General features: G+C 72.2%; 20 protein-coding genes and 1 tRNA gene. 10 read left to right on the top strand and 11 right to left on the bottom strand.

Translation table 11 applies throughout. The annotated features are described in order from the left end of the window. Positions 1-154 precede the first annotated feature (154 nt). The 5 genes from ACFXGN_RS14380 to ACFXGN_RS14360 all read left to right on the top strand — a co-directional run bounded on the left by ACFXGN_RS14380 (position 155) and on the right by ACFXGN_RS14360 (position 5,765). Positions 155-838: a LuxR C-terminal-related transcriptional regulator gene (locus ACFXGN_RS14380; protein WP_384858112.1), complete on the top strand. Its 684-nt coding sequence runs from the start codon at positions 155-157 to the stop codon at positions 836-838. 755 nt (positions 839-1,593) lie between these two features. After that, entirely contained in the window at positions 1,594-2,640 is a 1,047-nt protein-coding gene (gene galT, locus ACFXGN_RS14375; RefSeq protein ID WP_384858110.1) for a galactose-1-phosphate uridylyltransferase, read from the top strand. Further along, positions 2,637-3,617, top strand: coding sequence for a UDP-glucose 4-epimerase GalE (gene galE / locus ACFXGN_RS14370; protein ID WP_384858107.1), 981 nt, complete (start codon positions 2,637-2,639; stop codon positions 3,615-3,617). Before galT ends, galE begins: the two co-directional genes overlap by 4 nt. Beyond that, on the top strand, positions 3,614-4,753 hold the full coding sequence (gene galK / locus ACFXGN_RS14365; RefSeq protein ID WP_384858104.1) for a galactokinase: 1,140 nt from the start codon (positions 3,614-3,616) through the stop codon (positions 4,751-4,753). The genes galE and galK overlap by 4 nt, the downstream gene beginning before the upstream one ends. A 241-nt stretch (positions 4,754-4,994) precedes the next feature. Beyond that, complete coding sequence (locus ACFXGN_RS14360) at positions 4,995-5,765, top strand: LuxR C-terminal-related transcriptional regulator (protein WP_384858102.1); 771 nt, start codon at positions 4,995-4,997, stop codon at positions 5,763-5,765. Here ACFXGN_RS14360 and ACFXGN_RS14355 read toward each other — a convergent pair. Further along, positions 5,724-6,221, bottom strand: a complete 498-nt coding sequence (locus ACFXGN_RS14355; protein ID WP_366443269.1) for a MarR family transcriptional regulator — start codon at positions 6,219-6,221, stop codon at positions 5,724-5,726. The two genes, ACFXGN_RS14360 and ACFXGN_RS14355, sit on opposite strands and share 42 nt — an antisense overlap. A 163-nt stretch (positions 6,222-6,384) precedes the next feature. Between ACFXGN_RS14355 and ACFXGN_RS14350 the strand changes: the two genes are divergently transcribed. Then, positions 6,385-7,227: a trans-aconitate 2-methyltransferase gene (locus ACFXGN_RS14350; protein WP_384858099.1), complete on the top strand. Its 843-nt coding sequence runs from the start codon at positions 6,385-6,387 to the stop codon at positions 7,225-7,227. An 84-nt stretch (positions 7,228-7,311) separates the two neighbouring features. On the opposite strand, the gene ACFXGN_RS14345 is transcribed toward ACFXGN_RS14350, so the two are convergent. Together ACFXGN_RS14345 and ACFXGN_RS14340 are read right to left on the bottom strand one after the other, a co-directional pair. Then, on the bottom strand, positions 7,312-9,069 hold the full coding sequence (locus tag ACFXGN_RS14345) for an FG-GAP repeat domain-containing protein (RefSeq protein ID WP_384858097.1): 1,758 nt from the start codon (positions 9,067-9,069) through the stop codon (positions 7,312-7,314). A gap of 195 nt (positions 9,070-9,264) precedes the next feature. Further along, positions 9,265-9,903, bottom strand: a complete 639-nt coding sequence (locus ACFXGN_RS14340) for a hypothetical protein (RefSeq protein ID WP_384858094.1) — start codon at positions 9,901-9,903, stop codon at positions 9,265-9,267. Positions 9,904-10,136: 233 nt separating this feature from the next. Here ACFXGN_RS14340 and ACFXGN_RS14335 point away from each other — a divergent pair, with 233 nt between their 5' ends. Both ACFXGN_RS14335 and ACFXGN_RS14330 read left to right on the top strand, forming a co-directional pair. Beyond that, positions 10,137-11,777, top strand: a complete 1,641-nt coding sequence (locus ACFXGN_RS14335; protein ID WP_384858091.1) for a phospholipase A2 — start codon at positions 10,137-10,139, stop codon at positions 11,775-11,777. A 222-nt stretch (positions 11,778-11,999) separates the two neighbouring features. Beyond that, the gene (locus tag ACFXGN_RS14330) at positions 12,000-14,129 is read left to right on the top strand and encodes a S8 family serine peptidase (RefSeq protein WP_384858088.1); all 2,130 of its coding nucleotides are present in this window, start codon (positions 12,000-12,002) and stop codon (positions 14,127-14,129) included. A gap of 151 nt (positions 14,130-14,280) precedes the next feature. On the opposite strand, the gene ACFXGN_RS14325 is transcribed toward ACFXGN_RS14330, so the two are convergent. Continuing rightward, positions 14,281-14,955 (bottom strand): TetR/AcrR family transcriptional regulator, encoded by a 675-nt coding sequence (locus ACFXGN_RS14325; RefSeq protein WP_384858545.1) that lies wholly within the window; start codon positions 14,953-14,955, stop codon positions 14,281-14,283. After that, on the bottom strand, positions 14,955-15,938 hold the full coding sequence (locus tag ACFXGN_RS14320) for an acyl-CoA desaturase (protein WP_384858086.1): 984 nt from the start codon (positions 15,936-15,938) through the stop codon (positions 14,955-14,957). The genes ACFXGN_RS14325 and ACFXGN_RS14320 overlap by 1 nt, the downstream gene beginning before the upstream one ends. 281 nt (positions 15,939-16,219) lie before the next feature. On the opposite strand from ACFXGN_RS14320, the gene ppc reads away from it, so the two are divergent. After that, positions 16,220-18,949, top strand: coding sequence for a phosphoenolpyruvate carboxylase (gene ppc, locus ACFXGN_RS14315; protein WP_384858083.1), 2,730 nt, complete (start codon positions 16,220-16,222; stop codon positions 18,947-18,949). Positions 18,950-19,085: 136 nt separating this feature from the next. Here ppc and ACFXGN_RS14310 read toward each other — a convergent pair whose 3' ends face one another. The 6 genes from ACFXGN_RS14310 to ACFXGN_RS14285 form a co-directional block, all read right to left on the bottom strand. Then, positions 19,086-19,529 carry a hypothetical protein gene (locus tag ACFXGN_RS14310; protein ID WP_384858081.1) on the bottom strand — a complete coding sequence of 148 codons (444 nt, stop codon included), beginning with the start codon at positions 19,527-19,529 and terminating at the stop codon, positions 19,086-19,088. A gap of 163 nt (positions 19,530-19,692) precedes the next feature. Continuing rightward, positions 19,693-20,289 carry an aminoacyl-tRNA hydrolase gene (pth, locus tag ACFXGN_RS14305; protein ID WP_384858079.1) on the bottom strand — a complete coding sequence of 199 codons (597 nt, stop codon included), beginning with the start codon at positions 20,287-20,289 and terminating at the stop codon, positions 19,693-19,695. Between the two features lie 172 nt (positions 20,290-20,461). Beyond that, positions 20,462-21,040 (bottom strand): 50S ribosomal protein L25/general stress protein Ctc, encoded by a 579-nt coding sequence (locus ACFXGN_RS14300; protein WP_384858076.1) that lies wholly within the window; start codon positions 21,038-21,040, stop codon positions 20,462-20,464. A gap of 267 nt (positions 21,041-21,307) precedes the next feature. Next, positions 21,308-22,282, bottom strand: coding sequence for a ribose-phosphate diphosphokinase (locus ACFXGN_RS14295; RefSeq protein ID WP_366443889.1), 975 nt, complete (start codon positions 22,280-22,282; stop codon positions 21,308-21,310). A 121-nt stretch (positions 22,283-22,403) separates the two neighbouring features. After that, positions 22,404-23,852, bottom strand: a complete 1,449-nt coding sequence (glmU, locus tag ACFXGN_RS14290; RefSeq protein WP_384858073.1) for a bifunctional UDP-N-acetylglucosamine diphosphorylase/glucosamine-1-phosphate N-acetyltransferase GlmU — start codon at positions 23,850-23,852, stop codon at positions 22,404-22,406. A 110-nt stretch (positions 23,853-23,962) separates the two neighbouring features. After that, positions 23,963-24,034 (bottom strand) — tRNA-Gln (locus ACFXGN_RS14285). A gap of 149 nt (positions 24,035-24,183) precedes the next feature. On the opposite strand from ACFXGN_RS14285, the gene ACFXGN_RS14280 reads away from it, so the two are divergent. After that, complete coding sequence (locus ACFXGN_RS14280) at positions 24,184-25,557, top strand: sensor histidine kinase (RefSeq protein WP_384858071.1); 1,374 nt, start codon at positions 24,184-24,186, stop codon at positions 25,555-25,557. The last annotated feature ends 34 nt before the right edge of the window (positions 25,558-25,591 follow it).

Genomic DNA, 25,591 nt, shown 5'->3' with positions numbered 1-25,591 from the left:
GGGGCGCCCGGTCCGTCACCGGGACGGGGGGAATTCGGCGCCTGGAGGGGGTGCGTGCCCGGGGTTGGGGCGAGGGGCGGCGGGGGAGCGTGTACCTTGCCGGGTCAGGCGTTGCCGGGGGACGGCTGGCGCGGAGGGACTGGGGGAAGACCGGATGGGCGTACGCCTCGTGGTGGTGGACGACCACCGCCTGCTCGCGGAGGCGCTGGCCTCGGCGCTGAAGCTGCGCGGGCACCGGGTGCTCGCGGCGGCGGCGCCGGTGGCGGGCGCGGCGGAGCTGGTGGTGAGCCGTGCGCCGGAGGTCTGCCTCCTGGGTACGGCCGAACCGGCCGCGCCGGGGGTCTTCGACCCGGTCGTCCGGATCAAGCGGGAGCGCCCGCAGGTGGCGGTGGTGGTGCTCGGTCCCGTGCCGTCGCCGCGCGGGATCGCGGCGGCGTTCGCGGCCGGGGCGTCGGGGTACGTACGGCACGACGAGCGCATCGAGGGCGTCGAGCGGGCCCTGATGAAGGCGCGGGCGGGGGAGTCGGCGGTGGCGCCGCAACTGCTCAGGTCCGCCTTCGCGGAGCTGCTGCACCCCTCGGTGCAGCCGGACGACGAGGGGCAGCGGCTGCTGCGGCTGCTGACGCGGCGTGAGGTGGAGGTCCTGGTCCGGGTCGCGGAGGGGGAGGACACCCGGGTGATCGCGGCGGGCATGGGGATCGCGCCGAGCACGGCACGGACGCATGTGCAGCGGGTCCTGATGAAACTGGGAGTGGGCTCGCGCCTCGAAGCGGCGGCCCTGGCGGCCCGCACGGGCCTCCTCGACCGCGCACTGCCGGGCCCCCGCGGACGAACCTGATCCGGTGCCGTCGTAGGGGGACCGGTGACCCGTGACCCGTGACCCGTGACCCGTGACCCGTGACCCGTGACCGGGGGCCGGGCCCTCGGGCTCCTGGGCGGGTGCGGGTCTGGTCCGGGCCTGGTCGGTCAGGGGCCTCGGGCTGGGGGTCTGCTTCGGGGGGCTGGTCTGGGCCGGGCCGTCGTGTTCCCGGGGGTCGTTGTGTGCCCGGCCGGTCCCGGCCCGGTCGGTCCGGGGTCTCGGGCTGCGGGGCCTGTTCCGGGGGTGGCCGGGCTGGGCCGGGCCGTCGTGCTGCCGGGTCATCGTGTTTCCTGGCTGCCCCAGGCCCGGCCGTGCTGCTCTTTTGGGGTCTGCTCCGGCGCGGCCCGGCCGGTTCCTCGTGCTCCCGGGCCTGCCCTGGAGGCGGCCGGGCCAGTCCGGTCCGTCGTACTCCCCGGGGCGTTCGGATACCGCAGACCAGGCCCGGGACCTCGTATCCCGCCCCGCCCAGCCCCGGCTCGATCCGCCCCGGGTCCGCCCAGGTCCGCTTCGGGTCCGGCGGGACCCACCCGCCCGGTCCGGCGGGGTCCGGGCCCTCCGTCCGGTCCGACGCGCCCGTCCGGTCCGACGCGCCCGCCCGGTCCGACGGGTCCGACCGACCTGCCCCGCCCGGTCGCTGGTCATGATCCCCCGCCGCCCGGCGGGCACCGTTGACGATGATGTTTGAATGTGGTTCCTTGTGTGTGGTTCTGTTTGATCTGCCCGGGAGGGCACCCGTGAAGAAGACCGTCACCACGCTCGCCGACGGGCGCGAACTCATCTACTACGACGCGGGCGACGACACCGTCCGCACCGCCGTCGACCCGCGCCCCCTCAGTCCCGTCGTCTCCCGCTCCGAGATCCGCGTCGACGTCCTCACCGGTGACCCGGTCGCCGTCGCCTCGCACCGGCAGTCCCGCACCCACCACCCCCCGGCCGACGCCTGCCCGCTCTGCCCCGCCCGCGCGGGGCACGAGAGCGAGATCCCGGACGAGGACTACGAGGTGGTGGTCTTCGAGAACCGCTTCCCCTCGCTCTCCGGCGGCGCCGGGCGCTGCGAGGTCGTCTGCTTCACCGACGACCACACGCTCTCCTTCGCCGACCTCACCGAGGAGCGCGCCGCCCTCGTCCTCGACGCCTGGACCGACCGCACCGCCGCGCTCGCCGCCCTCCCCGGCGTCGAGCAGGTCTACTGCTTCGAGAACCGGGGCCGGGAGATCGGCGTCACCCTGCCCCACGCGCACGGCCAGATCTACGGCTTCCCCTACGTGACCCCCCGGACGGCCGCGATCCGCCGCCGGATCGACGAACACCGGGCGGAGACCGGCCGGAACCTCTTCGACGACGTCCTCGCCCGCGAACGCGCCGACGCCGAGCGGATCGTCCTGGAGACCGAGCACTGGACCGCCTTCGTGCCGTACGCCGCCCACTGGCCGTACGAGGTGCACCTGTACCCCCGCCGCCGGGTCCCCGACCTCCTCGCGCTCGACGGGCCCGCCCGCACAGAGTGCGCACAGGTCTACCTGGAACTCTTGAGGCGCTTCGACCGGATCTTCGGCCCGGGGGAGCCGCCGACGCCCTACATCGCCGCCTGGCACCAGGCGCCGTTCACGGACGCCCGGCGGGAGGACTTCGGGCTGCACCTGGAGCTGTTCACCGTCCGGCGGGCCCCGGGGAAGCTCAAGTTCCTCGCGGGCACCGAATCCGGCATGGGCGCGTTCATGAACGACGTACGGCCGGAGGAAGCGGCCCGACGACTCAGGGAAGTGGCGACCGACAGATGAGCAGCGAGACGAAGAAGTACCTGGTGACGGGCGGGGCTGGATACGTGGGCGGGATCGTCGCCGCCCACCTCCTGGAGCGGGGCCACCGGGTCACCGTCCTGGACGACCTCTCCACCGGCTTCCGCGAGGGCGTCCCGGCGGGCGCCGAGTTCGTCGAGGGCCGCGTCCAGGACGTGGCGCGCCTGCTCGACGGCTCCTACGACGCCGTCCTGCACTTCGCCGCCTCCTCCCAGGTCGGCGAGTCCGTGGCGAGGCCCGAGAAGTACTGGGAGAACAACGTCGGCGGCGCCATGGCCCTGCTGGCCGCCATGCGGACCGCGGGGGTGCGCCGACTGGTGTTCTCCTCGACCGCCGCGACCTACGGCGAACCGGCCGTGGTGCCGGTCCCCGAGACCGCGCCGACCGCCCCCACCAACCCCTACGGGGCGTCCAAGCTGGCCGTGGACCACATGATCGGCGGCGAGTGCGCCGCCCACGGTCTGGCCGCCGTCTCGCTGCGCTACTTCAACGTGGCGGGGGCGTACGGCGGACTCGGCGAGCGCCACGAGCCCGAGTCGCACCTGATCCCGCTGGTCCTCCAGGTCGCCCTCGGCCGCCGCGAGGCGATCGCGGTGCACGGCGACGACCACCCCACCCCGGACGGCACCTGCGTCCGCGACTACATCCATGTCGCCGACCTCGCGGAGGCCCACCTCCGCGCGCTCGACGCCATGACGGCGGGCGAGCACCTGGTCTGCAACCTCGGCAACGGCAACGGCTTCTCCGTCCGCGAGGTCGTCGAGACCGTCCGGAAGGTCACCGGGCACCCGGTCCCCGAGACCACCGCGCCGCGCCGCCCCGGGGACCCCGCCGTCCTCGTCGCCGCCACCGGCACGGCCCGCGAGCGGCTCGGCTGGACGCCGTCCCGCCCCGATCTGGCCGGGATCGTCGCCGACGCCTGGGCCTTCGCCCGCGCCAGGGAAGAGGAGCGGGCGTGACCGCCGCCGCCGCGTTCGAGGCGCTCTACGGGGCCGCGCCCGACGGCGTCTGGGCCGCCCCCGGGCGGGTCAACCTGATCGGTGAGTACACCGACTTCAACGACGGCTTCGTGCTGCCGCTCGCCCTGCCGCACACCACCGTCGCCGCCGTCTCCCGCCGGGACGACGGGGTGCTGCGGCTGCACTCCGCCGACGTCGACGGCGGGATCGTCCAGCTGTCCGTCGACTCCCTCGCACCGCTGTCCGGCGGCGGCTGGGCGGCCTACCCGGCGGGGGTCGTCTGGGCGCTGCGGGAGGCCGGGCACCCGGTGACGGGCGCCGACGTGCACCTCACCTCGACCGTGCCGACCGGGGCGGGCCTGTCGTCCTCGGCGGCCCTGGAGGTCGCCGTCGCGCTCGCCCTGGACGAGCTGTTCGGGCTCGGACTGTCCCGGCCCGCGCTGGCCCGGCTGGCCCAGCGCGCCGAGAACGCCTTCGTCGGCGTGCCCTGCGGGGTGATGGACCAGATGGCCGCCGCCTGCGCGGTGGAGGGCCACGCGCTCCATCTGGACACCCGGGACCTGTCGTACCGCCAGATCCCCTTCGACCCGGCCCGCGAGGGGCTGCGGCTGCTGGTCGTGGACACCCGGGTGAAGCACACGCTCGGGGACGGCGCGTACGCGGAGCGGCGCGCCGGTTGTGAGGCCGGTGCGCGGGCGCTCGGCGCCCGCGCCCTGCGTGACGTGAGTGCCGCGCATCTGCCCGAGGCCCTCGCGCGGCTGACCGACGGGACGGTCCAGCGGTACGTACGGCACGTCGTCACCGACAACGCGCGGGTGGAGCGGACGATCGCGCTGCTCGGCGCCGGGGACGTCCGGGCGGTCGGCCCGGTCCTCACCGAGGGCCACGCCTCCCTCCGGGACGATCTGCGGGTCTCCTGCCCCGAGCTCGACCTCGTCGTCGGCACGGCGGTCGCCGCCGGGGCGCTCGGCGCCCGGATGACCGGCGGCGGCTTCGGCGGCTCGGCCCTCGTCCTGGTGGACGCCGACCGGGCGGACGCGGTCGCCGCCGCCGTCACCGGCGCCTTCGCCGGGGCCGGGTACGCGGCCCCCGGGATCTTCCCGGCCGTGCCCTCGGCGGGGGCGCGCCGGCTCTGAGATCCGCACGGGTCCGCACGAGTTCGGACAGTTCCGCGAATCGGCCCCCGCCGTGCCGCCCCGCCCCTAACCTGAGGGACGGCGCCGGTGGGGGCCGGTGCCGTCTAGGGGTCGAGACCCGTTCGGGTACGGCGCCGGAAGCGGGGGTAGCAGTCAACGCACGGCGGCGGACGCGCATCGGCGGACCCGCCTCCGGCGCCGTGCCCGCGTCGGTCCCGTTCCTCGACACTTGGGGGTGTCCGTGGCACGCATCCGTGTCCTGGTGGTGGACGACCACCGCGTCTTCGCCGAGTCGCTCGCCGCCGCGCTGGCGGCGGAGCCCGATGTGGACGTCGCCGCCGCGGGAAGCAGCCCGGCCGCCATGCGCTGTCTGGAGCGCGGCGCGGCGGAGGGGCGCAGGTTCGACGTGCTGCTGGTGGACGCCGAGCTGGGCGCGGGCCCGCCGGGCTCGGTGGCCCGCGCGGTGCCGGACGACCCGGAGGGCGCCGTCGACGGGATCTCGCTGGTGGCGGGGGTGCGCGGGGTGCAGCCCGCGGTCCGTACGGTCGTCCTCGCGGAGAAGGACGACCCGCACCGGGCGGCGCTCGCGCTCCAGGCGGGGGCCTCCGGCTGGGTGGCGAAGGACTGCTCGCTCCAGCGGCTCCTGGCGGTGGTGCGGGGGGTGCTGCGGGACGAGACGCATCTGCCGCCCGCGCTGCTCACCGGGGTCCTGCGGGAGCTGACGGAGGTCCGCAAGCACCGGACGGACGGCGAGCGCCTGGTGGAGGCGCTGACCCCGCGCGAGCGGGAGGTGCTGTGCTGCATGGTCGCGGGGCTGGGCCGCAAGGCGGTCGCCGAGCGGCTCTTCCTGTCCCCGCACACGGTCCGTACCCATATGCAGAACGTGCTGGGGAAGCTGGGCGTGCACTCGACGCTGGCGGCGGTGGCGCTGGCCCGGCGGGCCGGGGTGGGTCCCGCGCCGCTGCCGGAGCTAGCCGGGGAGGTTGTCGAACGGGGCGGTCAGCCGGCGTAGCAGCGCGGCCAGTTCGCCGCGCTGGGCGCGGGAGAGCTGGGCGAGGATGGCGCGCTCCTGGGCGAGGAGTCCGGCGAGGGCCTCGTCGGCCCGGTCGCGTCCCTCGGGGGTGAGCCGGACGAGGACGCCGCGCCGGTCGCTGGGGTCGGGCAGCCGCTCGACGAGGCCCTTCTTGGTGAGCCGGTCGATGCGGTTGGTCATGGTGCCGGAGGTGACCAGGGTCTGGGTGAGGAGCTGGCCGGGGGAGAGCTGGTACGGCGCTCCGGCCCGGCGCAGGGAGGTGAGGACGTCGAACTCCCAGGGCTCCAGCTGGTGCTCGGAGAAGGCGAGCCGACGGGCGCGGTCGAGGTGCCGGGCGAGCCGTGAGACGCGGCTGAGCACCTCGAGCGGTTCCACGTCGAGGTCGGGGCGCTCGCGGCGCCATGCAGCGACCAGTCGGTCGACCTCGTCCTCCATGACGATCAGTGTAGAGGGTCTGTTGACATAAAGTCTCTTGAGTTCAAGTATCTCTATATCGAGTATCTTGGTTTCAAGATATATTTCCCCGGGTGGCGGGGAAGGGACCCGCCCGGAACTCCGTTCCGCTTCGGCAACTCGTGCCAGCAAGGGGGCTTCGAACATGTATTCCGCGGAATCCGTCGTACCGACCACACCCACCTGGGACCCGCAGCAGTACCTCCGACACTCAGGCCACCGCACCCGGCCCTTCCTCGACCTGCTCGCCCGAATACCCCGTCTGCCGTCCCAGGACCGGGCGGCCCGCATCGCCGACCTGGGCTGCGGCCCCGGCAATGTGACGGTCCTCCTCGCCGACCGGTGGCCCGACGCCCACATCACCGGATACGACCTGTCGCCCGAGATGCTGGAACGGGCCGACAAGGACTGGTCGGGCAGCACCGGGGGCGGCGGCTGGATCGACTTCCGGCCCGCCGACGCGGCCCACTGGACCCCCGACGAGCCCCATGACCTGATCGTCTCCAACGCAGCCCTCCAGTGGGTTCCCGGCCACTCCGAGTCCTTCGCGGGCTGGATCGACGGGCTCCGCCCCGGCGGCGTCCTCGCCTTCCAGGTCCCCGGCAACTTCACCTCGCCCAGCCACGCGCTGCTCGGCGAACTGTGCGAGACCCCCGAGTGGCGCGCCCGCCTCGGCGACCAGGGGCGCCGCTACGTCCATGTCCTCGACACCGCCGACTACCTCACCCGGCTCACCGGTCTGGGCTGCGAGACGGACGTCTGGGAGACCACGTACTGCCAGCTGCTCCAGGGCGAGGACCCCGTCCTCGACTGGGTCAAGGGCACCGCCCTGCGGCCCGTGCTCACCACGCTCGCCGACGACCCGGAGGCCGCCGACGCCTTCCTCGGGCAGTACCGCGAGCTGCTCCGCGAGGCCTACCCGCCGGGGCCGCACGGCACGGTCTTCCCGTTCCGCCGGATCTTCGCCGTGGCCCGCAGACCCCACTGACCCCACTGACCCCGGCGGACCCGTCCCGCCGCCCGACACGCGGACGCCCCGCACCGGAGTTCCGGTGCGGGGCGTCGCGGTACCTCAGTACAGGTTCGGGTAGATCTGGTAGCCCGTACCGATCTTCACGCGCGGGGAGAGCGTGTGGGTGCCGTTGTCCTTGCCCGTGGACAGGTACCGGAACAGCTCACCGTTGGACGCCACCGCCAGCAGGTCGCCCTTGCCGTCGCCGTCGAGGTCACCCGGCGCCACGAGCTGCTTGTACGTGCCCCAGCCCGCGCCGATCCGCACCCGGCCGGAGAACGGCGTGGTGGCCGAGCCCGTGCCCCGGTACATCCAGAGGACACCCGAGCCGTCCCGGGCCAGCAGGTCCGTACGGCCGTCGCCCGAGTAGTCACCGGCGCCGAGGACCCGGTTGTACGCGTTCCAGCCGGAGCCGATGCGGACGCGGGCCCCGAGGCTCGTCCCCTCGCCGTTGCCCGGGTAGAGCCAGAGCACGCCGGAGCGGTCCCGGGCCAGCAGGTCGCCCTTGCCGTCGCCGTTCAGGTCCCCCGGTCCGATCAGCAGGTTGTAGATCTGCCAGCCGCCGCCGAGGTCCACGTCGCCCTTGTACAGGCGTCCCTGGTAGGTCTCCAGGAGGTCCCCGAAGGTGTCCCGGTCCGTGGACGAGACGTACGTGATGTTCGCCCCGGCCCAGCCGCCGTCGGTGCCCCACTGCTGGCGGGCCTTGACCTGGCCGTTGTTCAGCCCGGCGTACCAGAACAGCGTCCCCCGGGCGTCCCGGGCCACGAAGGCGTTCTTGCCCGACGAGGGGACGCCGCCGCCCCCGCCGAACTGGTCGACGCTGATCCACGGGCCGTCCGACGGGATCCGCTGACGCCCGGCGACCCGCCCGTCGCCCAAGCCCGGGTACGCCCACAGGTCGCCCTTGCGGTCCCGTGCGAGCAGGTCGGCCCGGCCGTCGCCGTTCGCGTCGTCGGCGGCGACGATCTGGTTGTAGATGTTCCAGCCGGTGCCGATCGACTTGCGGTTCTTGAGCGGGGCGGACGTGTTGCCCGTGCTGCCGTAGAAGAACAGCCCCCCGTTCGTGTCCCGGGCCACGACATCGCCCTTGCCGTCGCCGTCGTTGTCGCCGACGCCCACGATCTGGTCGTAGAGGCCCCAGCCGTAGCCGACCTTCCGCGGCGCGCCGAACGGGGCGGTGCGCGAACCGGTCGCCAGGTACAGGTAGAGGTCGCCGTTGTGACGGCGGGCCATGAGGTCGGCCTTGCCGTCGCCGTTCACGTCACCCGGGGAGAACACCTTGTTGTAGATGTTCCAGCCGTTGCCGCCCCAGCGGAAGGTGCCGGAGGTCGCGTTCGCGTCGGAGAACAGCTCCAGGCGCCCGTACTTGGTGAGCGTCAGGACCTCGGGGCCCGCGCTGCCGTTCTGGTTGCCGATGGGGATGATGTCGTGGGTGAGGACCTCCGAACCGCCCAGGCCCTTCCAGGCGTCACCCTGGGCTTCGGAGGTCAGCACCGTGTAGACGGCGCCGTCCCATTCGCGGTTGATCAGATCGGACCTGCCGTCGCCGTCCACGTCGAAGCGAGGCTTGACGACGGCGGACGCCTGGGCGGTACGGGCGTGGCCGGAGGTCCCGGCCAGCGCCGACAGGTCCAGCTGCGACGGGGCCTTACGGGTGTGGCTCGGGGCCTCGGGGACCGGGCGGGGCGCGGAGTCGGCCACGGCGGGCGTCGAGAAGATCATGCCCGCGGAGAGCACCAGCGCGGTGCACGTGGTGACGCGGCGCGCGGCGCGGGAAGAGCCGGAAGAACCGGAGAAACCTGCGAAGGCAGAACGCAAGAGATCCCCCCCTGGGGATGTCGAGAACGAAGGACCGGGGAGCGGGTCCGCGACGTCCGCGCACGCCGGTCGGCGCACACGCGGGGCGGACACCCCCCGATGTGCTGCGGAGTGTACCCGGGCCCTCGGACAGGGCCGCCACCCGTTTTCACGTTCCGTCACATCCGCTCTTGCGGTGCCCCGTCGGCCAGGGCTTCAGGAAGGCCGGCCCTCGGCCCTCTCCGCCGTGAACGCTCCGGTGGCGGGGGCCACGCATGGGGTCATCTCCGTCGCCTCACCCGCTGCCGTGCCCGCCTCGCAGAGCCGGCCGCCGCTCTCACGCAGGTCGAGGTGGAAGCGCGTGGTCGCGCCGTCCTGGATGAGGCCGTGGATGTGTTCGTCGATGTATCCGAGGCTGTTCAGGGCCTTGCGGACGTTTGCGGGGGTAGGCTTCGCGACCGCCTGGAGTGTCTCGACGACGCGCTGTTCGTGCTGGACACCTGCGCACCAGTCGCGGGCGTTCAGCACCGTTTCGGGCCCGGTGGGGGCGCCGGGTTCGACCGGGTCGGTGGGGGGAGTCCCGCCCGGGGCGAGGCGCTGCTGCTGCGGACCGGCGGGCTTCGGGGCGCCGGGGGCCGTGCCGGGCGGAGGACACGGCCGGGCGACCGTGTCGAGCATCGCCGCGAACGCAGCCTGGTCGGCCGACGACGATGTGACACGCGCCTCGTGCTCGGAGCGCGGGCCCGGCCCGTCCTGCCCGCCACAGCCGGCAAGGGCCAGAGCGGCGAGGACGGCGACCGTGAGGGTACGTCCGGGCCGAGCGAACGGGCCGCCGGGTGTGAGGGCATGTGTCATGCGGTCAGCTTCCCCGAGGGTCATGCCCGTCACATGAGTACTCGTACTCATGTGACGGAAGTGCGAGGTCACAGGCGTGCGAGGCGCGATCGGGAGCTCACGCTCAGGCCGCTTAAAAGACTTGCAAGCGGGTTCGTCTCGATCTAGCGTCCACCCCGATCCGTTTGGATCTTCATATTTTCTTCACGAGGGGGGAACTCGTGCGTAGAAAGAACGCGCTTCCTGTATTGACCGTGGCATCCCTGGCTCTGCTGCTTCCGCAGGAGGCGGCGTGGTCGGCTCCCGGGGCGACCACGCCCGCCGCGGGCGTCGCGGCCGTCGATCCGCCGCTGGCGGAGGGCACGCTCCAGCAGGTCGGTCCCGGTGTCTACTCCACCGCGGACCGGTCGTTCGAGATCTACGAGACCGATGTGCCCGTCGGCCTGATGAGCCGCAGCCACACCGTCTCCGTCCAGCCGGACGGACTCTCGAAGCCGGAGTCCGCGCCCGTGTCCCGCCAGGACATGGGGGTCTTCGGGCCGGGCTGGGAAGCCGAGTTCGTGGGGGGCCAGCTCAACCGCAAGCTGGAGCTGAAGGGGAGCAGCGCCGTCATCACCAGCCTCACCACGAGGTCCGCGGTGACGTACACCCTGAAGAGCAGCATCGACTACCCGGACGGCGGCGGACTCCGGAAGTACGCGACGCCCGAGGGCGACACCTTCACCGAGACCACGAGGTTCAACGCGGCGACGGGCACGATGGTGTCCACCGGTGTCGAGGTGAACACCATGACCGCGTCGGTGCCGGACGCGGACCTGTCCGCAGACAGCGACGCCGGCGCCCCGGTCAACTACAACGAGCTGACGCCTTCCTACACCTGGAAGCAGGTCGGTTCCGGGGCCGACAACTGGCGTGTCACCGGTCTGGGCAACACCTCCGACAACGCGCTCACCACCGTCACCTATGACGCCTCGGGCCGGATCTCCACCGTCAAGGACACCGAGATCGGGCAGACGGCGTCCCGCCTCCTGACGGTCAAGTACTCCACCGCCACGACGGCCACCAGCGCGAAGACCGGTGAGTACGCGGGCCGGGCCAGGGAGATCACCCTGACCGACGCCGCCACGGTCCAGACGCTCGCCCGGTACTCGTACGATGCCTCCGGTCTGCTCCGCTCCGTGGCCAACCCGGTCGAGGGCGTCGACGTGGTGTCCGGGTACGAGTACGACACCACCGGTCGGGTCTCCGCGGTCACTTCGCCGTCCAACGGCGAGTGGGACCTGACGTTCCCGGCCGGATCGGCCTCTCCGAACGTCCTCCCGGTGGGTCCCGAGCGTCCGACCTCGGACGCGCCGCTCGAAGGCGCCTCCGGAATCAACACCCCCGACTCCAGCGGCCCGCCGGCCACCGACTTCGTCAGCGGTGAGATCACCGACCCGCAGGCGTATCCGCGCTCCTGCTCCGCGGCGACGGACTGGCTGTGGTACCTCAAGAGGGGCTGCGCCGCCTGGGCCGCGCACTACGGCTGGAAGCAGCCGAGCTGGAAGCGGACGCCGACGGGCCACTGGGTCGTGGGCGTCGACTACGACGGCTGCAGCACCCCGGGCCCCAACATCAGCCGGCCTGCCGGGTTCAACCTCCGGACCGCGTGCGACATGCACGACTACGGCTACGGCCTCATCGGCAACACGTACAAGGGCTACGCGTACTACCTCGACCGCAACAAGAAGTCGAATGTCGACAACGCCTTCTACACGACGATGAAGACCTACAGCTGCAAGGCCTACGCCATCAACAAGCGCGGACTGTGCAACAGCTACGCGTGGTCGTACTACAAGGGCGTGAGCAGCCGGTGGGGCGGCAACCCGAAGAACGGCGCCGACGCCACCAGGTAAGGGCGCCAGCGGCGCTCGGCAGCACATCGCGCACAGCGCCCAGCCGGGCCCGGTAGGCCCGGGCCGATGGGGCCGGGTGCGGCAACTCCGCACCCGGCCCCACCTTCCGGCCCGGCCCGCGCGTCACGTCGCCTCCCTTTCCCGCACCCCGGGCCCGTCGCCAGCCACGTCTTTTCGCCTCGGTGCGCGCTCGCACCTGTCACATTTTTCTGGAGCATCACGTTGAAGAGCCCCTTGGGCGGCGTGGTCATGGCCACCACGGCAGTGGTGGCCATCGCGTTCACCGCGACCCCGGTGAACGCCAGCCCGCTCGCCACCACCGTTTCCGCCGCAGAGGACGGCGGCCCGGTCGCCCCCTCGCTGCTCGACGAGACGCGGAACGGTGCCACCGTCCGCGTCAACGTCGTCACCGCTCAGCGGACCGACCTGGCCTCCGTCGCCGACGCGGGCCAGACCCTCGTGTCGTACAGCACACTGCCGATGACCACCCTCAGGGTGGACAGGGCGGGTCTCGAGAAGCTGAACGCCCAGCCGGGAGTCGTCAGCGTCACCGAGGACGTCCCGGTCAAGCCCACGCTGGACGAATCCACCGTCAAGATCGGCGGAGACAAGACCTTCGCCGCCGGAAAGACGGGCGCCGGTACCACCGTCGCCGTCCTCGACACCGGAGTCGCCGTCAACCACCCGTTCCTCTCGGGTCGCGTCAAGGCCGAAGCGTGCTTCTCCGACAACGACCCGGTCGCCGGGTCCACCAGCCTGTGCCCTGACGGTTCCGCCGCGCAGGAGGGCCCCGGAAGCGCCGACACGGACACCGGCCCGTGCGCCGTCCCGAACCTCGACTGTTCCCACGGAACCCATGTCGCCGGCATCGCCGCGGGCAACGGAGCGGGCCTCAGCGGGGCGCCCAGGCGCGGCGTCGCGCCCGGTGCGAGCGTCATTGCCATCCAGGTGTTCTCCAAGTTCGACTCCGAGGACCTGTGCGGGGCCGGCTTGAGCCCGTGCGTGGCCAGCTTCACCAGCTCCCAGGTCAAGGGCCTGGAGAAGGTCCTCGCACTGAAGAAGGCCGGGACCGATATCGTCGCGGCCAACATGAGCCTGGGTGGTGGACGCTGGACCACGGCCTGCGACCAGGACCTCCGCAAGCCGGTCGTGGACGCCCTGCGCGCCGCGGGCGTCGCCACGGTCGTCGCCGCGGGCAACAACGGACACACCGACGCCGTCAACGCTCCCGGCTGCATACCGTCCGCGATCACGGTCGGGTCGACCACCGACGACGATCAGCTCTCCTCCTTCACCAACCGGGGACCGCTGCTCGACCTCCTCGCGCCCGGCACGGGCATCGTCTCCTCGATACCCGGCGGCGGCTACGGCACGAAGAACGGCACCTCCATGGCCGCCCCCCACGTCACCGGGGCCCTGGCCGTGCTCAGGCAGACCTACCCCAACCTGGGCGTCGACCAGCTCGAAGCACTGCTCAAGAGCAACGGCAGGGCCATCACCTACACCGGTGCCACCACTCCGCGGATCCAGCTCGACAGGAGCGCGCTTCCCGCAGTTCCCGGCGACATGACCGGTGACGGGAAGCCCGACCTCGTCGCGATCGACGACGCGGGCAAGCTGTGGCTGTACCCCGGCACGGGCACCGGTGGACTCGGTACACGCATCCAGATCGGCACCGGCGGCTGGGGCGGCGCCTCGATGGCGCACCGAGGCGACTGGACCGGTGACCTCAAGGAGGACATCGTCGCCGTCGTCGCCGGCGACCTCTGGGTCTACCCCAACCGTGGTGACGGCACCCTCGGCGCTCGGATCAAGCTCGCCACCCTGAGCGCCGGTACACGCATCCTTGCTCCCGGTGACGTCAACCGCGACGGACACCCCGACCTCCTCGCCAACACCCACGAGGGACTCTCGTTCTACACCGGCACCAGCGCCGCCAAGCCGGCTGTCTCCTCGGCTGTCTCCCTCGGCTACGGATGGCCCTTGGACGGGACCCTCGCCGCCCCCGGCGACGTCAACAACGACGGCGTCCCCGACCTGCTGTACCGCGGGGCCGAGACCGGCGCCCTGACCCTTCACTACGGGAGGTCCGCGGAGCAGTACTTCTTCCACCGGGGGGACGAGTACGGACGCGGCTACACCCTGTCCCACCGGCCCCTGATCGCCGGTGCCGCCGACGCCGACCTCAACGGGGTCGCCGACATGTGGGCCACCGCCGGTGACGGCACCCTGAAGTTCTACCAGGGAGGCCTGGAGCCCGACGATCCCCCGTTCGCCCGCCCCCGTCCGATCGACGGCCCGTCCATCCAGGTCGGCAGCGGTGGCTGGCACACCATCCGGTCCATCAGCTGACCCGGCCCTCGCGGGAGCGAAGTGTTCCGGGACGCCTCCGAGGCCGGATCCCGGTCCCGCACCCGTGAGGAAAGGCAAGTGATTCCGCCCGCCGGTACCCCCGGCGGGCGGGCGGTCACCGTCCGGCCCCGGAGGCAACCGGCCGCCGTTCTCAGCTCTTGCGGTGGCCCATCAGCCGGGGCTTCGCCTCCAGGCCGTCCAGGCCGTGCCACGCCAGGTTCACCAGATGGGCCGCGACCTCCGCCTTCTTCGGCTTCCGGACGTCCAGCCACCACTGCCCCGTCAGCGCCACACTGCCCACCAGGGCCTGCGCGTACAGCGGCGCCAGCTTCGGGTCGAAGCCCCGGGCCTTGAACTCCAGGCCGAGGATGTCCTCCACCTGCGTGGCGATGTCACTGATCAGCGACGCGAAGGTGCCCGTCGACTGCGCCACCGGCGAGTCCCGCACCAGGATGCGGAAGCCGTCCGTGTAGTTCTCGATGTAGTCGAGCAGCGCGAACGCCGCCTGTTCGAGCAGCTCCCGGGGGTGCCCCGCCGTCAGCGCGCCCGTCACCCCGTCCAGGAGCTGGCGCATCTCCCGGTCGACCACGACCGCGTACAGCCCCTCCTTGCCGCCGAAGTGCTCGTACACCACCGGCTTGGAGACCCCGGCCTTCGCCGCGATCTCCTCGACCGACGTGCCCTCGAAGCCCTTCTCGGCGAACAGCGTCCGGCCGATGTCCAGCAGCTGCTCCCGGCGCTCCGCGCCCGTCATCCGCACCCGGCGCCCCCGCCGGGGCTTCTGCTCGCTGCCGCTGGTCCTGCCGTCGATCGCCACGTCTTCCATCATGCCGCGTCTGCGGACGGGTTCTGGCGCCGGGCTTCGATGCGCGACTTCGCGGGCCACCGCACGTCGGAGGCCCAGCCCGCCAGCTCGAACCAGCGGATCAGCCGGGCGCTGGAGTCGAGCTGCCCGCGCAGCACCCCGTGCCGCGCGGACGTCGGCTCCGCGTGGTGCAGGTTGTGCCAGGACTCGCCGCAGGACAGCACCGCCAGCCACCACACGTTGCCCGAACGGTCCCGCGACTTGAACGGACGCTTGCCCACCGCGTGGCAGATCGAGTTGATCGACCACGTCACGTGGTGCAGCAGCGCCACCCGTACCAGCGAGCCCCAGAAGAACGCCGTGAAGGCGCCCCACCACGACATCGTGACCAGCCCGCCCACCAGCGGCGGGATCGCCAGCGACACCACCGTCCACAGGACGAACTGCCGCGAGATCGCCCGGATCGCCGGGTCCTTGATCAGATCGGGGGCGTACTTGTGCTGGGGCGTCTGCTCCTCGTCGAACATCCAGCCGATGTGCGCCCACCACAGGCCCTTCATCAGCGCCGGAACCGTCTCCCCGAACCGCCACGGCGAGTGCGGGTCGCCCTCCGCGTCCGAGAACTTGTGGTGCTTGCGGTGGTCCGCCACCCAGCGCACCAGCGGCCCCTCTACCGCCATCGACCCCATGACCGCCAGCGCGATCCGCAGCGGACGCTTCGCCTTGAAGGAGCCGTGCGTGAAGTACCGGTGGAAACCGATCGTGATCCCGTGGCAGCCGATGTAGTACATGACCACCATCAGCCCCAGGTCCAGCCAGCTCACCCCCCAGCCCCAGGCCAGCGGCACCGCCGCGAGCAGCGCCAGGAACGGCACCGTGATGAAGAGGAGCAGCGAGATCTGCTCGATCGAACGCTTGCTGTCCCCGCCGAGCGTCGCGGAGGGCTGGACCGGGGCGTCGTCCGGCGCCTCGGGCACCGAGGTCACCTCGGGGCTGATGGTCATGGATGTCCCTTGGGGGTGGGAGTGAGGGTGGGTGACTGCCGGAGGGCAGCGGGAAACACGCGGAAACACGAAGAAAATCTGACAGAACACGGCCGTGGCTACGCCTCCGTAACCTACGGCGTCGTAAGTATGGCAGTGCCGTGGCGCGCGGCAAGGGGGCGCAACAGGGGCAGCGCCCCCGCCGCCGGGACGGGCACCTATCCTGGGTGCGTCGGACAGCGCGGTCCGCAAGCCTCCAGAACCCCTCCAGACGTGCTCAAACACTGCAAGGAGCCGCACCTGTGAGCAGTGCCGACCAGACCCCCACCGCCAGCACCGAGCTGCGCGCCGACATCCGCCGACTGGGCGACCTGCTGGGCGAGACCCTCGTCCGCCAGGAGGGCCACGACCTCCTCGACCTCGTCGAGCGGGTCCGTGGTCTGACCCGGGAGGACGGTGAGGCCGCCGCCGAGCTGCTGCGCGGTGTCGAGCTGGAGACAGCCGCCAAGCTCGTACGGGCCTTCTCCACCTACTTCCACCTCGCGAACGTCACCGAGCAGGTCCACCGGGGCCGCGAGATGCGCGAGCGGCGGGCCGTCGAGGGCGGTCTCCTCGCGCGCACCGCCGACATGCTCAAGGACGGCGACCCCGAGCACGTCCGCGAGACGATCAAGAACCTCAATGTGCGCCCCGTCTTCACCGCGCACCCCACCGAGGCCGCCCGCCGCTCGGTCCTCAACAAGCTGCGCCGGGTCGCCGCCCTCCTGGAGACCCCGGTCATCGAGGCCGACCGGCGCCGGGTCGACCTGCGGCTCGCGGAGAACATCGACCTCATCTGGCAGACCGACGAGCTCCGGGTGGTCCGCCCCGAGCCCGCCGACGAGGCCCGCAACGCCATCTACTACCTCGACGAGCTGCACGCGGGGGCCGTCGGCGACGTCCTGGAGGACCTCGCCGCCGAGCTCGACCGCGTCGGCTTCGAGCTGCCCGCGGGCACCCGCCCGCTCACCTTCGGCACCTGGATCGGCGGCGACCGCGACGGCAACCCCAACGTCACCCCCCAGGTGACCTGGGACGTCCTGATCCTCCAGCACGAGCACGGCATCACCGACGCCCTCGAACTCGTCGACTTCCTGCGCGGTCTGCTCTCCAACTCCGTCCGCTACACCGGAGCCACCCAGGAACTCCTGGACTCCCTCCGGCGCGACCTGGAACTCCTCCCGGAGATCAGCCCCCGCTACAAGCGGCTCAACGCGGAGGAGCCCTACCGGCTCAAGGCGACCTGCGTCCGGCAGAAGCTCGTCAACACCCGCGAGCGCCTCGCCGCCGGCACCCCGCACCAGCCCGGCCGCGACTACCTCGGCACCACCGAGCTGCTGCACGACCTGACCCTGATCCAGACCTCGCTGCGCGAGCACCGGGGCGGGCTCTTCGCCGACGGGCGGATGGACCGCACCATCCGCACCCTCTCCGCCTTCGGCCTCCAGCTCGCCACCATGGACGTCCGCGAGCACGCCGACGCCCACCACCACGCCCTCGGGCAGCTCTTCGACCGCCTCGGCGAGGAGTCTTGGCGGTACGCCGACATGCCCCGCGACTACCGGCGGAAGCTGCTCGCCAAGGAGCTGCGCTCGCGCCGCCCGCTGGCGCCCACGCCCGCCCCGCTGGACGCGGCCGGAGCGAAGACCCTCGGCGTCTTCCACACCGTCAAGGAGGCCTTCGAGCGCTTCGGCCCCGAGGTCATCGAGTCGTACATCATCTCGATGTGCCAGGGCGCCGACGACGTCTTCGCCGCCGCCGTCCTCGCCCGTGAGGCCGGTCTGGTCGATCTGCACGCGGGCTGGGCCGAGATCGGCATCGTGCCGCTCCTGGAGACCACCGACGAGCTGAAGGCCGCCGACGTCATCCTCGACGAGATGCTCGCCGACCCCTCCTACCGGCGCCTCGTCTCGCTGCGCGGCGACGTCCAGGAGGTCATGCTCGGCTACTCGGACTCCTCCAAGTTCGGCGGCATCACCACCTCTCAGTGGGAGATCCACCGCGCCCAGCGGCGGCTGCGCGACGTCGCCCACCGCTACGGCGTACGGCTCCGCCTCTTCCACGGCCGGGGCGGCACCGTCGGCCGTGGCGGCGGCCCCTCGCACGACGCGATCCTCGCCCAGCCCTGGGGCACCCTGGAGGGCGAGATCAAGGTGACCGAGCAGGGCGAGGTCATCTCCGACAAGTACCTGATCCCGTCGCTCGCCCGCGAGAACCTCGAACTGACCGTCGCCGCGACCCTCCAGGCGTCCGCCCTGCACACCTCGCCGCGCCAGTCCGACGAGGCCCTCGCCCGCTGGGACGCGGCCATGGACACCGTCTCGGACGCGGCCCACACCGCGTACCGCAAGCTCGTCGAGGACCCCGGCCTGCCCGCGTACTTCCTCGCCTCCACCCCCGTCGACCAGCTCGCCGACCTGCACCTGGGCTCACGGCCCTCCCGCCGCCCCGGCTCCGGTGTCTCCCTCGACGGACTCCGCGCCATCCCGTGGGTCTTCGGCTGGACCCAGTCCCGCCAGATCGTCCCCGGCTGGTTCGGTGTCGGCTCCGGTCTGAAGGCGCTGCGGGAGGCCGGTCTCGACCCGGTCCTCGGCGAGATGTACGAGCACTGGCACTTCTTCCGCAACTTCCTCTCCAACGTCGAGATGACGCTGGCCAAGACGGATCTGCGGATCGCCCGGCACTACGTCGACACCCTGGTGCCGGACGAGCTCAAGCACGTCTTCGACGACATCGAGGCGGAGCACGCGCTGACCGTCGCCGAGGTCCTCAAGGTCACCGGAGGCGAGACGCTCCTCGACTCCAACCCGGTGCTCCAGCAGACCTTCGCCATCCGGGACGCCTACCTGGACCCGATCTCCTACCTCCAGGTCGCCCTGCTCGCCCGCCAGCGCGCCGCCGCCGAGCGCGGCGAGGACCCGGACCCGCTGCTCGCGCGGGCCCTGCTCCTCACCGTCAACGGCGTGGCCGCGGGCCTGCGCAACACCGGCTGACACCGGGCCGGTCCCGTACCGGCGCCACACGACCGTGCCCCCGTGGAAGGACTCCACGGGGGCACGGCCGTGTCCGGGCGGGGACCGGTGGTGGCGGGTCGGGCGAGGTCGCGGCCGGTTCGGCGGTCCCGGTGTCTCAGAGCGCGAAGAACGCGGCCACCAGCAGCGTCCCGCCGGTGCCCGCCATCGTCCACGCCGTCCTGGACAGCCGCAGTCCGCCGCCGACCAGCGGCGCCGCGAGCAGCAGCGCCCCGCCGAACGGCAGCCACGCGTGCAGCCCGCCGCCCCAGCCGCTCCGTACGCCCTCGTCGGTGCCCGGCTTCACCACCACGGGGAGGGTCTGTCCGGGCTCCGCCGCGACCGAGCGCGTGATCGTCAGCGTCCTGCGGGCCGAGCCGGGGTCCTCCGGCGCGAAACGGCCGTCGCACCTCTCCTCCGTGCAGCCGGTCACGGTCAGGGTGCCGTGTTCCCGCCCCTTGGGGAGCAGGACGTGCTGGGCCGAGTTCCAGGAGGTCCAGACGCCCGCGACGAGCAGCAGGAGGGCGACGAGGACCATGGCGGCGTTGCGGACGTGCGTCATGACCCGCGATCGTACAGTCGTACGGACATGGGTCCAGGGCCCGGAAGACGGGCGGACCGGGACGGACCGGACCTCTCCGGCGTACCGGCCGGGCGCCGCTCCGTACACGCCTGTACGTGGTGCTCCGTACGCGCCTGTACGCGGTGTTCCGTCCGCGCCCGTCCTAGGAGTTGTACGCGGACTGGGCCCGCTCCAGGCCCTCCGCGATCAGGCACTCCACCGCGTCCGCCGCCCGGTCCACGAACCAGTCCAGTTCCTTGCGCTCCGTCGAGGAGAAGTCCTTCAGGACGAAGTCCGCCACCTGCATCCGGCCCGGCGGGCGGCCGATCCCGCAGCGCACCCGGTGGTAGTCGGGGCCCATCGCCTTGGTCATCGACTTCAGGCCGTTGTGCCCGTTGTCGCCGCCGCCGATCTTCAGCCGCAGCACCCCGTAGTCGATGTCCAGCTCGTCGTGGACCGCCACGATGTTCGCCGTCGGCACCTTGTAGAAGTCCCGCAGCGAGGTCACCGGACCGCCCGACAGGTTCATGTACGACATCGGCTTGGCGAGCACGACCCGGCGGCTCGCGGGTCCTGGCGGGCCCATCCGGCCCTCCAGCACCTGCGCCTGGGCCTTCTGCGCCCGCTTGAACGAGCCGCGCATCCGCTCCGCGAGCAGGTCCACCACCATGAAGCCCACGTTGTGCCGGTTGGCCGCGTACTCGGGCCCCGGGTTGCCGAGGCCGACGATCAGCCAGGGGGCGTTCGCGTCGTCCGTCATGTGCGTCAGGTCTCCTCGGGTGTGTACCGGAAGCGGGAAGGGAGCGGAGGGGAAGGGAAGGGGAAGGGAAGGGGGAGGGGAGAGCAGGGAGAGCAGGAGGGGGGAGGACAGCGAAACGGGGTGGCGGGCCGTGCGGCCCGCCACCCCGTGGCGTTCAGAGGGAGCCCGTGGCTCAGGCCTCGTCGCCCGCGGCCTCGGCGGCCGGCTCCTCGGCCTGCGTGGCCACGACCTGGATGACGACGGCGTCGGCGTCGGTCACCAGGGAAGAGCCCTTCGGGAGGGTGATGTCCTTGGCGAGGACGGAGGCACCGGCCTCCAGGCCCTCGACGGAGACCGTGACGGACTCGGGGAGGTGGGTGGCCTCGGCCTCGAGGGAGAGGGTGGAGAGCACGTTCTCCAGCAGGTTGCCGCCGGGGGCCAGCTCGCCCTCGGTCTGGACCGGGATCTCGACGGTGACCTTCTCGCCGCGCTTCACGAGGAGCAGGTCGACGTGGACGAGGAAGCCCTTGATGGCGTCGCGCTGGATGGCCTTCGGGATCGCCAGCTCGTTGGTGCCGTCGAGGTCCAGGGAGAGCAGGACGTTCGGCGTGCGGAGCGCGAGGGCCAGCTCGTGGGACGGGAGGGTGATGTGGACCGGCTCCGTGCCGTGGCCGTAGACGACGGCGGGGACCTGGCTGGCACGGCGGATCGCGCGGGCGGCGCCCTTGCCGAACTCGCTGCGGACGGCGGCGGCGATCTTGACTTCGGACATGATGCGCTCCTCGTGGAAAGGTGACGAAAAAGGTGGTCACCCGGCCACGACTGGCGATGGCCTGCTACGAAGAGCGCGTCGATAACGGACCGCCGGGACCCCTACGGGTCCGGCCTCCCTCGCCGAGCAACTGCAGCAGTCTACCGGTCCCCGCCCCTACCACCCAATTCGATCACCGAAACCCGGCGGCGGGGGCGGCCCGGAAACGGCCGGGAGCCGCTCCCCCGGTCGGGGGAACGGCTCCCTGGTCCGCTGTGGGGCGGAGGCTCAGTGCTCCTCGAAGAGGCTCGTCACCGAACCGTCCTCGAACACCTCGCGCACCGCGCGCGCGATCGTCGGCGCGATCGAGAGGACCGTGATCTTGTCCAGTTCCAGCGCGCCGGGCACCGGCAGGGTGTCCGTGAACACGAACTCGCTGACCTTGGAGTTCTTCAGGCGGTCGGCCGCCGGGCCGGACAGGATGCCGTGGGTGGCCGTCACGATGACGTCCTCCGCGCCGTGCGCGAAGAGCGCGTCGGCGGCGGCGCAGATCGTGCCGCCGGTGTCGACCATGTCGTCCACCAGGACGCAGACGCGGCCCTTCACGTCACCGACGACCTCGTGCACGGTGACCTGGTTGGCGACGTCCTTGTCGCGGCGCTTGTGCACGATCGCGAGGGGGGCGTCCAGACGGTCGCACCAGCGGTCGGCGACCCGCACGCGGCCCGCGTCCGGGGAGACGATCGTCAGCTTGGAGCGGTCGACCTTGGCGGCCACGTAGTCCGCGAGGACCGGCAGCGCGGACAGGTGGTCCACCGGGCCGTCGAAGAAGCCCTGGATCTGGTCCGTGTGCAGGTCCACCGTCAGGATGCGGTCGGCGCCTGCCGTCTTCAGCAGGTCCGCGACCAGACGCGCCGAGATCGGCTCGCGACCGCGGTGCTTCTTGTCCTGGCGGGCGTAGCCGTACGACGGGATGATCACGGTGATGCTCCGGGCGGAGGCCCGCTTCAGAGCGTCGATCATGATCAGCTGTTCCATGATCCACTTGTTGATCGGAGCCGTGTGGCTCTGGATCAGGAAGCAGTCCGCGCCGCGGGCCGACTCCTGGAAGCGGACGTAGATCTCACCGTTGGCGAAGTCGAACGCCTTGGTCGGAACGAGGCCGACGCCCAGCTGGTGCGCGACCTCCTCGGCCAGCTCGGGGTGGGCGCGGCCGGAGAAGAGCATCAGCTTCTTCTCGCCGGTCGTCTTGATCCCGGTCACAGCACTGTCTCCTCAGACGTGTTCTCTGGTCGCGATCCACGAGCTGTCGTGCGCGTGTACGAGCCAGCCGAATTTGTGTGCACGTATCACGGTACGCCGTGTTCGACGTACCTGTTTCCGGTCAGCTTTCGCCGGCGGACCCCTCCGAAGCCGCCTGGGCTGCCTGCGCGGCGGCGCTCCCGGGCCGCTTGCGGGCCACCCAGCCCTCGATATTCCGCTGCTGGCCCCGAGCGACGGCCAGTGAACCGGCCGGCACGTCCTTCGTGATCACGGACCCGGCGGCGGTGTACGCGCCGTCCCCGATCGTGATGGGAGCCACAAACATGTTGTCCGAACCGGTACGGCAGTGGGAGCCGATCGTGGTGTGGTGCTTGGTCTCGCCGTCGTAGTTCACGAAGACGCTCGCCGCGCCGATGTTCGAGTAGTCGCCGATCGTGGCGTCGCCCACGTACGAGAGGTGGGGGACCTTCGTGCCCTCGCCCACCGTCGCGTTCTTCATCTCGACGTACGTGCCCGCCTTGGACTTCGGGCCCAGGTTCGTGCCCGGACGGAGGTAGGCGAACGGGCCGACGGAGGCGCCGTCGCCGACGACGGCGGAGACCGCCACCGCGTTGTCCACCCGGGCGCCCCTGCCGACCCTGGTGTCCGTCAGGCGCGTGTTCGGGCCGACCACCGCGTCCTCGGCGATGTGCGTGGCGCCGATCAGCTGCGTGCCCGGCAGGATCACCGCGTCCGGCTCGAAGGTCACGGTCACGTCCACCTGGACGGAGGTGGGCTCCACGACCGTCACGCCCGCGAGCATCGCCCGCTCGATCAGCCGCCCGTTCAGCAGGACGCGCGCCTCGGCGAGCTGCACGCGGTTGTTGATGCCCAGGATCTCGCGGTGGTCCGCCGCCACCGAGGCGCCGACCCGGTGGCCCTCCCCGCGCAGGATCGACAGCACGTCGGTGAGGTACTCCTCGCCCTGGCTGTTGTCGGTCCGCACCTTGCCGAGCGCGTCCGCGAGGAGCTGTCCGTCGAACGCGAACACGCCGGAGTTGATCTCCTTCAGCGCGCGCTGCTCCTCGGTGGCGTCCTTGTGCTCGACGATCTCCGTCACGGCGCCGGTCGCCGGGTCGCGCACGATCCGGCCGTAACCGGTGGAGTCCGGCACCTCGGCGCTCAGCACGGTGACGGCGTTGCCGTCGGCGGCGTGCGTGGCGGCCAGCTCCCGCAGGGTGTCGCCGGAGAGCAGCGGGGTGTCGCCGCAGACGACGACCACGGTCCCGCCGGGCGTCTCCCCGAGCTCCTCCAGGGCGATGCGGACGGCGTGCCCGGTGCCCTTCTGCTCCTCCTGCACGGCGGTACGGGTACCGGCGTAGTGCTCCTCCAGGTGGCCCCTGACCTGCTCGCGGGCGTGCCCGACGACCACGACGAGGTGCTCGGGCCCCAGCTCCCGGGCGGCGGAGACGACATGTCCGACGAGGGACCGTCCGGCGATCTCGTGCAGGACCTTGGGGGTCTTCGACTTCATGCGGGTGCCCTCACCCGCTGCGAGGACGACGACGGCTGCCGGGCGGTTGGCGCTCACGGGTATGCCCTTCGGCTTTGGGTGGTGGACGCACGAAGGATACCGGGGGGCAAGGGGCCGGACATGAGTCCGGGTCCCGGCCTGACGAGGCCGGGACCCGGACCGCGCCGCTCCCCTGCCAGGACTCGAACCTGGAATAAATCATCCAAAGTGACCCGTGTTGCCAATTACACCACAGGGGATGGCATAGCCAGCCAAAACGGACAAATTGATGGACCGTTGGGCCGACGGCCCCCACTATGCCGTACCCGGACCCCTCAGTGCGACGGTGCGCGGGGCGGGGACCTGCGGCGCACGCCACCGGGCGGGGTGCGCCCGTAGGGTGATGGGCATGAGCACAACGGGGGCAGACCGGGACGCCACGGGCGTCCGCGCGGGGAGTCGGTGGTGGTGGGGGAGACGGCGGGGAGCCGTGCTCGATGTCGGGCTCGCCCTGCTGTCGGCGCTGGAGTGCGCGGTCGAGGGGGCCGCGTTCGCCGACAAGGCCTCGCTGCCGGTGCCGGTGGGGGTGCTGTTCGGCCTGGCCGTCGGTTCCGTGCTGCTGGTACGGCGCCGCTGGCCGATCGCGGTCGTCCTCGTCTCCATGGCCGTGGCGCCCGCCGAGATGGGCTTCCTCATGGGGATCGTCGGGCTCTACTCGCTCGCCGCCTCCGAGGTGCCGCGCCGCATCACCGCCGTGCTCGCCGGGATGTCGACGCTCGCCGTCTTCGTCGTCACCGTGCTGCGGATGCGGCAGGACGTCGCCCAGGTCGACGGCGGCTCGCCGGACATCGACCCCAGCGGCTGGTACGTGCCGGTCGTCTCGCTCTTCATGACGCTCGGGCTCAACGCGCCCCCGCTGCTCTTCGGCCTCTACATAGGGGCCCGGCGCAGGCTCATGGAGAGTCTCCGGGAGCGGGCCGACAGCCTGGAGCAGGAGCTGTCGCTGCTCGCGGACCGCGCCGAGCAGCGGGCGCAGTGGGCGCGGCAGGAGGAGCGGACGCGGATCGCCCGCGAGATGCACGACGTGGTGGCGCACCGGGTGTCGCTGATGGTGGTGCACGCGGCGGCGTTGCAGGCGGTGGCGTTGAAGGACCCGCAGAAGGCCGTGCGGAACGCGGCCCTGGTCGGTGACATGGGACGGCAGGCGCTGACGGAGCTGCGGGAGATGCTGGGGGTGCTGCGGGAGGGCTCGGGCGCCGTCGTGGCCCCCGTTCCGGGCCGGGTCGCCCCGGCGGCCGTGCCGCTGGCCGCCGTCGGCCGGGCCGCCGCCGCCGCCGCCGAGGCCGCCGCCGGGGCCGGGGCCGGGGCCGGGCCGAGGCTGGACGCGCTGGAGGCGCTGTGCGAGCAGTCGCGGCTGGCCGGGACGGTCGTGGAGCTGCTGGTGTCCGGTGCGGCGGGCGCGTATCCGCCGGAGGTGGAGCGGACGGCGTACCGGGTCGTGCAGGAGGCGCTGACCAACGTCCACAAGCACGCGGTGGGCGCGAAGGTCGTGGTGCGGCTCGCGCACCGGGAGGCCGAGGTCGCCATGCAGGTCGAGAACGGCCCGTGCCCCTCGGACGTGACCACCCCCGACGTACGGCTGCCGAGCGGCGGCAACGGCCTGGTCGGGATGCGCGAGCGGGTCCTGCGGCTCGGCGGCGTCTTCGTCTCGGGCGAGACGGACGCGGGCGGCTTCCGGGTCTCGGCGGTCCTCCCGACGGCGCCGAGGGCGGCCGGGGGCTGATGCCGGGCCCCGGACCGGGGCCGGGGGCTGATAC

The organism is Streptomyces sp. NPDC059247 (assembly GCF_042754005.1).
In the GTDB taxonomy this organism is placed as follows: domain Bacteria; phylum Actinomycetota; class Actinomycetes; order Streptomycetales; family Streptomycetaceae; genus Streptomyces.
The sequence above is the reverse complement of the archived record's forward strand: the minus strand, read 5'-3'. Positions and strand labels throughout refer to the sequence as shown.